The 12609-nt window shown below is 36.1% G+C and carries 12 protein-coding genes; 8 read left to right on the top strand and 4 right to left on the bottom strand.

The genetic code is table 11. The features are described 5' to 3' along the window. The first annotated feature begins 43 nt into the window (after positions 1-43). The 7 genes from mddA (at position 44) to ACKWBX_RS04095 (ending at position 8196) form a co-directional block, all read left to right on the top strand. Positions 44-781: a methanethiol S-methyltransferase gene (mddA, locus tag ACKWBX_RS04125; protein ID WP_413967387.1), complete on the top strand. Its 738-nt coding sequence runs from the start codon at positions 44-46 to the stop codon at positions 779-781. A gap of 12 nt (positions 782-793) precedes the next feature. Beyond that, on the top strand, positions 794-1825 hold the full coding sequence (locus ACKWBX_RS04120) for an alpha/beta hydrolase (RefSeq protein ID WP_413967386.1): 1032 nt from the start codon (positions 794-796) through the stop codon (positions 1823-1825). Between the two features lie 519 nt (positions 1826-2344). Beyond that, entirely contained in the window at positions 2345-2791 is a 447-nt protein-coding gene (locus ACKWBX_RS04115; protein WP_413967385.1) for an HAD domain-containing protein, read from the top strand. A 147-nt stretch (positions 2792-2938) separates the two neighbouring features. Further along, positions 2939-5032: a PQQ-dependent dehydrogenase, methanol/ethanol family gene (locus ACKWBX_RS04110; RefSeq protein ID WP_413967384.1), complete on the top strand. Its 2094-nt coding sequence runs from the start codon at positions 2939-2941 to the stop codon at positions 5030-5032. Positions 5033-5283: 251 nt separating this feature from the next. Further along, on the top strand, positions 5284-6363 hold the full coding sequence (locus ACKWBX_RS04105) for a helix-turn-helix domain-containing protein (RefSeq protein WP_413967383.1): 1080 nt from the start codon (positions 5284-5286) through the stop codon (positions 6361-6363). A gap of 100 nt (positions 6364-6463) precedes the next feature. After that, the gene (locus ACKWBX_RS04100; protein ID WP_413967382.1) at positions 6464-7342 is read left to right on the top strand and encodes a DUF2268 domain-containing putative Zn-dependent protease; all 879 of its coding nucleotides are present in this window, start codon (positions 6464-6466) and stop codon (positions 7340-7342) included. A 596-nt stretch (positions 7343-7938) separates the two neighbouring features. Next, a complete protein-coding gene (locus ACKWBX_RS04095) occupies positions 7939-8196 on the top strand; it encodes a hypothetical protein (protein ID WP_413967381.1) in 258 nt (85 codons plus the stop codon). Between the two features lie 359 nt (positions 8197-8555). Here the strand turns inward: ACKWBX_RS04095 and ACKWBX_RS04090 are convergent, their stop codons facing one another. The 4 genes from ACKWBX_RS04090 to ACKWBX_RS04075 all read right to left on the bottom strand — a co-directional run bounded on the left by ACKWBX_RS04090 (position 8556) and on the right by ACKWBX_RS04075 (position 11760). Further along, positions 8556-9023 carry a DUF6730 family protein gene (locus tag ACKWBX_RS04090; protein ID WP_413967380.1) on the bottom strand — a complete coding sequence of 156 codons (468 nt, stop codon included), beginning with the start codon at positions 9021-9023 and terminating at the stop codon, positions 8556-8558. Positions 9024-9040: 17 nt separating this feature from the next. Continuing rightward, entirely contained in the window at positions 9041-9910 is an 870-nt protein-coding gene (locus ACKWBX_RS04085) for a relaxase/mobilization nuclease domain-containing protein (protein ID WP_413967379.1), read from the bottom strand. Continuing rightward, positions 9907-10203 (bottom strand): mobilization protein MbpA, encoded by a 297-nt coding sequence (gene mbpA / locus ACKWBX_RS04080; RefSeq protein WP_413967378.1) that lies wholly within the window; start codon positions 10201-10203, stop codon positions 9907-9909. Before mbpA ends, ACKWBX_RS04085 begins: the two co-directional genes overlap by 4 nt. A gap of 342 nt (positions 10204-10545) precedes the next feature. Further along, the gene (locus tag ACKWBX_RS04075; protein ID WP_413967377.1) at positions 10546-11760 is read right to left on the bottom strand and encodes a phage integrase SAM-like domain-containing protein; all 1215 of its coding nucleotides are present in this window, start codon (positions 11758-11760) and stop codon (positions 10546-10548) included. A gap of 433 nt (positions 11761-12193) precedes the next feature. On the opposite strand from ACKWBX_RS04075, the gene ACKWBX_RS04070 reads away from it, so the two are divergent. Next, complete coding sequence (locus ACKWBX_RS04070) at positions 12194-12592, top strand: response regulator (protein ID WP_413967376.1); 399 nt, start codon at positions 12194-12196, stop codon at positions 12590-12592. Positions 12593-12609 lie beyond the last annotated feature (17 nt).

The following is a 12609-nucleotide window of genomic DNA, read 5'->3' as shown; positions in this document are numbered from 1 at the left end:
TTTTTTTTAGTTGAATTTTGGTCTATAATAAAAACTAAAAGAAATGAAAAAAGTAGCCATTTTAATTTACGGAGCAGTTGCATATATTATTTTTCTTGTTGCATTCCTTTATGCAATCGGATTCGTGGGAAATATTTATGTTCCGAAAACAATAGATTCTGGGATAGAACCTTCATTATTTAACGCCATTATAATCAATCTAGTTTTATTAAGCATATTTGCTTTGCAACATAGTATTATGGCAAGACCGAAGTTTAAAGAATGGTTCAATTCTAATTTTAGTCAAGCAATGGAACGAAGCACTTATATTTTGCTGTCCAGTTTAGCATTAATCTTAATTTACTGGCAATGGCAGCCCATTACGACTAAAGTTTGGGAAGTTGAAAACACTATCCTTTCTAGTATCTTAACAGCAGTATTTTTTCTCGGTTGGTTTATTGTTCTTCTATCGACATTTATGATTAATCATTTTGAGCTTTTTGGACTATCACAGATATTTGATAATCTAAAGAACAAACAAACCCCTAACCCTAAATTTCAAACCAACTATTTATATAAACTTGTTAGACACCCAATTATGCTAGGTTTTCTCATTGCGTTTTGGGCAACATCAACAATGACTGTAGGGCACTTATTATTCAGTGTAGTAACTACACTTTACATTTTTATTGCCGTAAAGTATTTAGAAGAAAAAGACCTTCGGAAATCTATTGGAGAAAAATATGAAGCCTATCAAAAGGAAGTTCCTATGATTATTCCATTTACAAAAAGAAAACAATAAACTGCGAATAATATGAAAATCTTAAAATTTATATTAACAATTCTGATGTTAACATCCTGTAATTCAATCGAAAATACTGACAAGAACACTTATGAAACATACTCCCAAAATTCAAATTATTTAATAAAGACATATAAAAATATAGAGTTTCCTTCTGTAGGTGCTATCCTAAAAGGTAGGTTATATTTACCTAAAAACAATAATATAAAACTACCATTAGTAATAATGGCGCATGGTCTTTCAGCCACGATAAATAGTATGGTAGCAGATAAGTATGCGGAAGAATTTTACAAGGCGGGATTCGCTGTCTTATTATATGACCATCGCAACTTTGGAATTAGTGAAGGAACTCCTAGACAAGAACTCAATTATTGGGTGCAATGCAGAGGTTATATTGATGCAATAAATTTTGCTTTCACATTAAGCATGATTGACACCAATAAAATAATCCTTTGGGGAGATAGTATTAGTAGTGCCGAAGCGTTAACTGTAGGTGCTGTAGATGAAAGAGTGAACGCAATAATTGGTCAAGTTCCTGCTTTCGGTGATACGGAAGTCCCATTTGAGAAGTCAGATGAAATGATGAAAAGTATTAAAGAAATACTTTTAAATGAACATCTAGAAAAACTTGACAAAGAAGAAACAAGTATTATGGCTGTAGTGTCTCCAAATCAACAAAATATGAGTTCCGCACTCAAAGAACTTACGGCATATCGTTGGTTTATTGAATATGGAGGTCGTTTTGATACCAATTGGCAAAATAGTGTTTCATTTTCTACCTTTAAGAGTTCCCCAAAAAATTATCACAGAGGCATTGCTGCTAGCTTTATAAAAGTTCCAACATTATTAGTTGTAGGCAAGAACGATGAAATGGAAGGAGCAAGTGATATTATAGCCAAAACGGTTTTTGATAAAATTAGCCAACCGAAGAAAATTGTTTTTCTAGAGGGAGGACATTTTGGTCTTTTGGAGCATCCAAGTGAATTGTTTAACCAATCAAGTATGGTGCAGATTGATTTTATTAAAAGCATTTTTAATCATTGATAAAAAAACTATGCCCAACAAAGTATAAAATTAATTGCTAGTACTCGCCTACTTGGAAAATCCTAGCGGATTTTCTCTTTCGTTTGTATTTGCTAAATTACTTGCTTAAACGACGCAACTAATCTTATACAAACCGATGATGTCGAATACGCCTGCGGCGTACTTTTGTTGCGCCGCTAACGCAGCTACCGCACCAAAAGCGGGTCGACATCATCGCCGCGCTCTGTCAGATTGCTCAATCCCTAGGATAAGGGACCTTCTTGCCATAATCGCCGCTACGGCTTAACTACTCGACATATCAGGACACTAAATGCAATCCGGTCGGCAAATTTTATTCCCAATACCGCAAAATCCCTAGACCATAAGACCGCTGCGCGGTCCGGCCGGGAACCATAACGAGAGACTAAGCGGAGGAACCTTTCTCACGTTATGGTTTTACAGGATTTTGCTATATTTCCTTAAAATTCGCCGGACTGCACATAGCGCGGCGTTAGCTACAATTTGAAGAATAACAAGCTTTTGATATTAGATTTAGATGGGGTTCTTATTACAAACCCATCATGGAAGGCGGATAAAATTCATTCGGACGGTTATTCGGAATTTAATGAATCATGTATTGAAAACTTAAACCGGCTCCTAACACTTGCCGAATTTGATATTTGGTTAAGTTCGACTCGACGAACTGCGAAAACTCTTTCTGAATTCAATCAAATTTTCGAAAATCGCGGAATAAAGAAAACAATAACTGGATTTTTACCAGAATACACGGATTGTAAAAATCGGAAGGAAGAAGTGTCAAAATTTTTATCGGAATTTAAAGTAATGGATTTTATAATTATCGATGACGACAAATCTCTAAACGGACTGGAAAGCAGAATTAAAAAGAATTTAATTTCTACCGATTTAGTAAAGGGATTTGACTCAGAGAAACTGAAAGAAGCAATGGAAAAAATAAAAAAACTGTAGCTAACAATGGCTATAATCCATTGTTACTTCTTTCTAAACAAAAAACATTACTTTTAAACGCATGATTCCTAAAGCGGACAATTCCTGCGGAATTATCCACAACGGAATCATAGCCGAACCGTTAGCACCCACCAAAAAATAAAAAAGATGAAAAAATCAAAATTTTACATTCTTACAATTCTGATTTCTTGTGCTTTTATTAATTGTAAAAAAATACCAAATTCTGGATCTCCTGACCATATAAAAAACATAACGAATGGAATCGATGATGACAAGTTAGCAACCGTTGAAACCATAGAAAATGAATGGCTAACCCACGGAGGAAATTATAAAGAAGACAGATATAGTTCGCTTAACCAAATTAATAAATCTACAATTGATAGTTTAGGATTGGTTTGGAGCATAAACTTGGGAACTACAAGAGGCTTGGAAGCGACACCCTTAGTTGTAGACGGCATTATGTATTTGACAGGAACGTGGAGTATGGTTTATGCGATTGATGTAAGAAAAGGCGAAGTAATCTGGACTTTTGATCCTGAAGTTCCAAGAGAATATGGTGAAAAAGGCTGTTGCGGTGTAGTAAACAGAGGAGTAGCTCTTTACAAAGGAAAAGTGTATTTGGGTGCTTTTGACGGCAGGCTAATCGCAATTGATGCCGCTACCGGTAAAAAAGAATGGGAAGTTTTAACCGTAAATCAAAACAAAGGATATACAATAACTGGAGCTCCTCGAATTGTAAAAGGAAATATAGTTATTGGAAATGGTGGGGCAGAATATGGGGTAAGGGGTTATATAACTGCCTATGATGCAATAACTGGTGAACAGGAATGGAGATTTTATACTGTTCCTGATAATCCTCAAAATGGTTTTGAATCAGATGCGATGAAAAAAGCAGCGAATACATGGACAGGAGAATGGTGGAAATTTGGAGGAGGAGGTACAGCTTGGGATGCGATTGTGTTCGACCCCGAACTAAATCAATTATATATTGGAACGGGGAATGGCTCTCCTTGGAACAGAGAAATCAGAAGTCCCGGAGGAGGAGACAATTTATACCTTTCTTCAATAGTCTCCCTAAATCCAGATAATGGAGAAATGAACTGGTATTATCAGACTACACCGGGCGAATCTTGGGATTACACCGCTACCCAACCAATAATTTTAGCAGATTTAGAAATTGAAAACAAACCGAGAAAGGTATTGATGCAAGCACCAAAAAATGGCTTCTTCTATGTCATTGACAGAACAAACGGAGATTTCATATCGGGCGAACCATTTGTTTATACCAATTGGGCTAAGAAGATTGATTACGAAACAGGACGCCCCATTGAGAGCTCCTTTGCCAGATATAAAGATGTTAATGCATACATTGCTCCTCATCCAATTGGTGCTCATAATTGGCATCCTATGGCATTTAATAAATCTACAGGTTTGGTTTATATCCCTGCCAGAGAAGGTTCTAATTTCTATGGGCAAAATAAAAAATTCGAATTTATAGATGATGGAAAATCATGGAATACAGGCACCGGATACGATGCGAATAGCCCAGTAGTTCAAGATTCTTTAATCCCGGAAACCGTTGGCAAATTGATTGCATGGGATCCAGTCAAACAGCGTGAAATTTGGAGTGTAACTCATCAATCTTCTTGGAATGCCGGAGTACTTACAACTAAAGACTTAGTGTTTCAAGGAACAGGCAAGGGTGATTTCAAAATCTATGATGCTATGACTGGTGATAAATTGTGGGATTTCCCATTACAAACCGGAATAGTCGCTCCTCCTATTACGTATATGGTTGATGGCACTCAATATGTTACCCTAGTAGCTGGGTGGGGAGGTGGCTTGGCGACTTGGGTTAAATACGTAGATCAAATAAACCCTGGAGGTATCTATACATTTGCAATTGGTGGTAAAAAAGCCCCTCCAACTTTTCCAGCTAAGGAACCAAGAGAACTCATCAATCTCGATTTTGATGCTACACAAGAACAAATTGAAAATGGGCAGCGTTTATTTGGTAGATATTGCGGATTTTGTCATGGAGATGGCGTTATCCCCAACTTGAGCTACTCCAAACCAGAAATATTCGAATCCTTTACTCAAATAGTTGGAGATGGAATTTTTATTGAAAAAGGAATGCCTAAGTTTAATGATAGGTTATCAGAACAAAATATTAATGACATTAAAAATTATATATTATCAAATGCAAAGCAACAAAGAACAAAATTAATTGGACAAGAATAGAAATAATGGCGAGGTGCTAACAATGTATAAAAAAATAGAGCAAATAAAGCTTAAACAAAGGGTTTGGGCTTATTTGCAAAGTCGCCAAATCTTTTGATTTGGCTTTTAGGAAAATAAAGTAAAAACAAAATGCAAAAGATTTGGCTTATGGCTAAACCGAAAGAACATCGCTTAACAACAGCCCTACTTTTCTTATACTAACCGTTGTGCGTCATTTAAAAAAATAACTGAGAAAAGATAAAAAACTAAAAGTGAAAACCTTTGAACAAATCATACTGCTTTTAGTTTCGGGCCAAGGAATCTTATTGAGTCTTGGTTTGTTATCTGCAGTATTCAAAAAAAAATATTCGACTTTTTATTTAGGACTGATTACGGCGGTAATTACAATTGAAGTTTTAAATATTTGGGGAATGAGGGTTGAATATCACAGCTCTACGAATTCCTTTCCATTTTGGGTATTTGGGTCATATTTAATAATACCAGCCGCCTTATGGCTATTCCTTAAAGAGAATACACAACCAACTTTCCAATCCAGTACAAAGCATTTCCTTCTTTTTCTACCCGCCATTGTAGAGATAATAGTTGAGTTATTTTTGTTTTTTAGCAATAGGGTTTCACATACTAATCTCGAACTCCAGACAAATCAATTATGGTATAGTTATACAGAGATAATACCCGTAATTACAATGGTTTTAGTCTTAATCCTATTCGGAAAAGAACTAAGGAGTCTTAATTTAAGATTGAGGAGAATACAGGCCATCAAATCCAATTTCAACCAAGTTTCAAAACTTCTAGTAATATTCGTGTTTTTTTCAATATTAACCACATTTTGGTTATTGCAAACCGTTTGGGAGCTTCAAGTCTTCCAATTTATTGAAATAATATTGTTGCTTTTCATATTTGTTCTTGGATATATCGGATTATTTCAGCCTTCATTTTTTAACATACCAAAGGTTTTAAAAACAGAGATAATCAAAGAACAATTTTCACAATTTAATGACCAAAGTGAGCTGGCTAGGTTAAAGTTTCTTTTTGAAGTAGAGCAAGTCTATCTACAACAAAAACTGTCTTTGTCCGAAGTAGCGTTTACATTAAACTTGCCACAGCGATATGTTTCTGGCCTTATCAATTCCTATCATGGTACTAATTTTAGTTCCTATGTTAACTCGTTTAGAGTGCAAGAGGCTTTGAAACGAATCAATGATCCAAACGAAAAGAACAAAACCCTTCTGGGTATTGCCCTTGAATCGGGCTTCAGTTCAAAATCCTCCTTCAATCAAATCTTCAAAACAACCACAGGGAAAAATCCTTCAGATTTTTTAAATGTTTGAATTTGTCCAAAAACGTGATTTTGGACATACAGAACAGTCATATAATTCGATTTAATATAGAAAAGACATTTTCTTTATATCTAAATAAAGTTTTTAGATTATGAGAAATGTAATGTTATTAGTTTTAGCGTTGTTCGCAGCTAACTTAGTTTTCTCGCAAGAAAGCTTCACGGAAAATCCATTAGATGCCAAATTTATCACAGAAGACTATGAAAGATTTTGGAAAGCATTCGACGAAATGGACAATTCATCTGAAAACCCATTTGAGGACTATTTAAAAAATGCGTCAGAAGGTTTTAGTCCGTTAGTTGGTTATTTTGACCCAAAAACCCTGTTTCAAACTGTTCAGGAAAGAAAAGAAGATTATTTGAAATCAAGAAACATTTTAGATAGTTTGAGCGGAAAAGAAATCGAGATTAAAAATGCTTATTCGGAAATGAAAGACTGGTATCCGGCTGCAAAATTCCCGCCAGTTTATTTTGTTGTCGGAATGTTTACATCAGGGGGTACAATAACCGACAAAGGACTCTTAATAGGTTCGGAAAAATTAGAAAATCTTAACGGTTTGACTGGATTAGTTTCCCACGAACTGATTCACTATCAACAAAGGATCGAGGGCAAAGACAACCTTCTAAAACAATCAATTTTGGAAGGGAGTGCCGATTTTATCGGAGAAATGATTTCGGGCAAACATATTAATTTGATTCCATTTAATTATGGCAACGAGAATAAAGAAGAACTTTGCAAAGAGTTCGTTAAAGTAATGAAGAAAAAAAACTATAAAGATTGGCTTTACGAAACGAGCGGAAAAGACAATCGACCAAACGATTTAGGATATTGGATTGGGTATAAAATTACCGAGGCGTACTTCAAAAAACAAACAGACAAAAAACAAGCCATAAATGATATTTTAAACATAAAATACCCGATGGCGTTCCTTAAAAAAAGTGGGTATTTAGAGAAATACATGAAGGACTAGCAACGTTCAAAAAAACGAACGCACAACAAAACCTATAAACAATACGGGTTTGGGGCTTATCCAAAGGTATGTGTATTTTTATGAAGTCCGCAAAATCTTTTGGATTTTGCTCTGAACAAGAAAAAAATAAAACAAAACCAAAAGATTGCGCTATGTGCGTGGCGGAAAGCAAACGCTAGTTTGCTCCCGTACTGTTCATAGCTAAACCGATGATGTCGAATACGCCTGCGGCGTACTTTTGTTGCACTGCTAACGCAGCTACCGCACCAAAAGCGGGTCGACATCATCGCCGCGCTATGCCGGATCGCCAAAATCCGTAGGACAAGGGTCCCTTTTGCCAATATCGCCGCAACGGCTCCATTACTCGACATATCAATCGCTATATGCAATCCGGTTCGGCTAATTTTAATCCCAATACCGCAAAATCCCAAGGCTTCACGGCCTGCCAAGCAGGCCTGGCCGGGAACCATAACGAAAGACTAAGCGGAGGAACCTTTCTCTCGTTATGGTTTTACAGGATTTCGCTATATTTCCTTAAAATTAGCCGGACTGCACATAGCGCGGCGTTGTAACACACGTCTGAAAAAAAGACTGCCATGGAGGTAAACTTAGCCTATTATCGAAAAAAAGATTGGAGAAAATTTCTAGAGCTAATTGACGACCAAGAGAGCATGCATGATACTTGGAAGGAGTGGCACAAATCATATTTAAAAGCAAAACAAGGTTTAACCTCTCAAGGTTTGATAGTGAACGATTTTGTAGTGGATTTGAAGAAATTAAAAAAATACTGTTTAGATAGGGGAATGCGCATTGATGCGAAAGCTCGATCTCAATATGTTTCTAATCAATATTAAATAGCTAAGGTGCAGATCCAGCGAATTTGAAAAAAGCAAGAAAGTCCAAAACGGGTATGATTCAGGGTTCTATTATTTCAGAATGAAAATATCGATTTTATATATTTAAGATTTCGGGTTGAAAGATTCTATCGAATTTCTTCAAACCATGATTGAAATCCGTCACTATAAAAATGCCTTTCTTCTCTTGATTTTTTTTGATGTTTAGGATAGTAAGAGCTCGTTTTTCAATCTCAAGGTAATTTTTAGCAACGATTGTGTCCCAAATTCTTACCTAGAACTTTGCGCATGGTTCCTGTCCTGTTTTTGTAGTGTTCCGGTAGATAATCGTTAAGCAAAAACAGGATAGGGCGCACCACCTATTGTTGATTTGAAATACTATCTTTCTTTCTAGTCCATTTTTTAAAGTCCTCATAGATGATTGCATGGTCTTCGAAATATCCTCTAACACTTCTTAAGCCCACTACTCTGCCTTCGTGGAACGCTTCCATTCGCTTATCCTCGAATCGAATAAAGTGGTAGGCGTAATAGCTTAGGGAAAGGGTTTGTATCGATACCATTAAACATAAAAGTATTGCCAACCAATTGGGAGTTATTCTTGCCAATTTAATTGCCTGATGTATTTCCGTTGTTTTCTCTTTGTCCCTTTTGTTGGTTTGCTTCTGTTCTTTTGCAAACTGTTTTATATGAAATTCGATATTCGAAGTGTCCACCTTTATTTTCAGGTCCTCTAATTTCTCGGATAGACCTTCCAATTTTTTGATTGATTTATTGAAACCATCTATTTCCTCGGTCATGAGTTCCATCATCTCTTCCATCTTTTTCATGGTTCTGTTCTTTAAGTTTATATTCCTATGCCCCGGTCCAGCGTTCTTTTAACAACTCTTTTCAAGACCCTCTTTGCAATACTGATTGCTATATTTGTGTTGAGCCCTGTTGTTTTTCCTAATAGCTTGATTGTGTTCCCTTTTTTAAGTTGGATGCCCATTTTAGAATTGTCGCCAATCTGAATGGCCAATTTGCTTCCCGACATCGAACGGTGTACTTCACTTCCTTTTAGATTATGCCCTTTATACTCGAATCGAAACCCCTGTAACTGGTTTTGCCTATTGATACTGGGTATGACCTTTATCCCGTTTTGTCGCATGTATTTGATATACTGGTCGAAATCCTTGGGTCTCTTTTCCGTCATTATTTTTTCGTGGGTCTGTTTGATTTCTTTGCGTATCCTTTTTAGTTCATTGAGTTTTTCCTGCTGCACTTCCCTTGCCGTGGTAAGTCCCATTTCCTTGGCAACCACCTCGGCGGCATATTGGCTTCTCTTTCCGATGAAACTGTCCTTATAGGCCGTCCCATCAAAACCTATCCTGTTGACGTAAACATGAACATGAACGTGTTGTTTGTCCCTATGCACAAAACCGATTCCCTGATGCTCGGTGAGCTTCATTTCGGCAATGAATCTTTGGGTAAGTTCTTGGAGCTGCTCGCTTGATAGGTTTGTTCCGTCTTCCATAGTCGGACTTAATACAAAACTCAGGGTGTTGTTCTTGGTCCTTAAGTTCTGTTCTTGGATTATCTTGAACTCCTCTGTGATCTCCCTTGGGTTATCCCCTGCCAGATGTTGCTTGTAGACCACCTCTGTATTTTTCTCTTGGTTCCATCCATAGCCCATGGATGCTCCGGTATGCGATATTGATTTTCCCTTTCCTATCATTTTTTGAAATTGTAGAGATGCATTCGTATCTCATTGGCTAGCTGCTCCACTTCCTTTGCCAATTTGGGATTCTTCTTTTTGAACATATTGCCGATCCTTGTAAAGTTGTTCTTGTACTTGACCAGCATCGCATAATGTGCCAATTGTTCCGAAGTGAGCCTTTCTACGATGTTGTTTTCAAAAGCCGCACTCCTACAATATTCGGATAGGGAGAGCCCTGCCTTTTTGGCCTTTAACCTGAGCATCTTCTTTTCATAGATGCTGCAACGGAACTGTATGAACTCTCGCTTCACCTTTTTACTTTTTCTTCTTTTGCGACCATCGGGAGAAAAAGCAAGATTGTCATGACAATGACACATCTTGAATTGCCAACCGACTTCAAATTAACTGTTAGGCAGTACAGGAACAGGAAGTACTTTAATTTTAACTATGGAAGAAGTGTAGTTTTGAAGAAAATCCAATGATTTACTTGAATCCTTAGGATTATCTGAAGTAGATTCTAACTAATACAAGAAAGGTAAGTAGATGCGCCCTATTTCGATTTTAATTTACGCTTACCTATTTGGACACTATAAAATCGAAACAGGTACCGGCGCGGTCAAGTTATGGTAAGATTTGGGGGTGGGCTTTTAAATTTAAAAGTTGACCACCTTATCCAAAGCCTTATCCGTCTCTTTGCTGATGAAATTTGATTGATATTGCATTGTTGTGGTAATCGAAGAATGGCGGTATAATTTCTGAAGCATCTGAATTGGAATCCGGTCACCTGCAATGTTTCCAAAGCTATGACGAGCAATATGCATGGTGACTTTTTTATTTATGCCTGCCTTTACACCTATCTCTCGGAGATACTTATTGAATTTTTTTGTTGCAGTATTGGTTTTGACATAAATATCTTTGTCATTTTTTAAATCCGCCTTCTTAAGTTCTGGAAAAACAAAATCATCGGTGTGCTTCATATCTGGCCTGTAAAATTCTATTATTGGATTAAGTTTATCCGGTAATTTTAAAGAAACCAATTTTGCGTTCTTATTCATACGGTAATGGATTCGCATATCATAAATATCGCTCCAACGGATTTTTAGAACATCTCCTACCCTTATACCAGCCAAATAAAAACTAAACAGCCAAACATTTCTGGCATGATTCTGAGCTTTGGACAGATTTTCTAGATTTTCGATTTTTTGTATTTCCGTGATTGTCAACCCTACTTTTTCAGTTTCGGGGAATTTGACACGTATTTTATCGGCACCGAAAGGATAGTTCTTTTGATCAACGATTCCTAGCTTAATTGCTCGATTATAAAGCGTACGAATAACGACCAAATTATTTACAATGGATCTTTCGGATAAATTCTGTTTATTACTTAAATAGGACTGAAAGCGTGTTAAAAAGCCCTCATCTATTTCCTGAAACATCAACTGTTTTGATTTATGAAATTTCAATACATGATTGACCCTGACCCTATCTGTATATAGTCTAGTGAGTTTGTTTTTGTTTTCAAGTTCTTTAAGGTAGGCATCTGCCACCTCCGAAAAACTGGTGAATTCCAATGTGGAGGTGATTTCCTTTTTAATTTGGTTTGATGATATATCTTGGTTTTCGACTTGTAGTTCTAAGAGCGTTCTGTTTGCCTCTGATAATTTAGAAAGCAAGAGCGTATTTAACAAATCAGAATCCGGATGTGATTTGCGCACTACCTTCTTTTTTTCATCCCAATGTTTACTATCTATATAATGTCCTATATACATATAATTGGAACGTCTATTCTTCGTAATTCGAATAGCTAGTGGAAAAAGACCCTCTTTATTAGCCTTTTTACGAAGTGTGATTTTTGTGTTTGATGCCATTATAAATTGCTTAATTTTATCGAAAACCTGATTTAGGTACAACAAATTTAATATTTTTTGAACTGAAACCCTATAAAATATGATAGTAACGGGTACAACATAGGTACAACATTTAATGATTTTATATGATATTATTCGATATCAAACCAAATTAAAAATTTATAACTAATTGATTTTCAGATATATTATATAATTTTAATATATGACACGTTGGACTTAAAATCCAATGGACATTAGTCCGTATGGGTTCAAGTCCCATCTCGAGTACAGATTGAATCCGTAATAAACTTTTGTTGGTTTTTTGCGGATTTTTTTGTTCATCTGAACTTATGAGCGTTATAAAGATATTTTTGAACTGTAAGACGATATAATACTTCAAAATTCTTGGGAAAATTTATTTTTGTTTCACCTAAATTACCAAACAAGTAATATTATGACCAAAACCATATGGATAATTGATGACGATTTAGTGTCTCAATTCGCTATTCGTTATTGTGTAGAACAATATGGGAGTGGTTATAAAACCGATGTATTTTCTAGTGCGGAAGAAGCATTATCTGCCGCTAAAGAACTTAGCAAGGCATCTGGTGCTTTTCCTAAAATTATCCTTTTGGATTTGGTAATGAACCATATGAACGGTTGGGAATTTATAGACCAGCTAAAAAATATCACCAGCGCAAAAAACTTTCCGAACATATTTATCCTGTCCGCATTCACCAATGCGAAAGATAGAGCTATTGCAAAGGAGCATCCTGAAGTTTCAGGTTATTTTGACAAACCCTTAAGTCAGGCAAGTTTATCCAAGGTTTTTTCTCAGAAAATCACTCAGTAGTTGAATATTCTATTTTT

Source organism: Maribacter algae (assembly GCF_047345745.1).
Lineage (GTDB): Bacteria > Bacteroidota > Bacteroidia > Flavobacteriales > Flavobacteriaceae > Maribacter.
The sequence above is the reverse complement of the archived record's forward strand: the minus strand, read 5'-3'. Positions and strand labels throughout refer to the sequence as shown.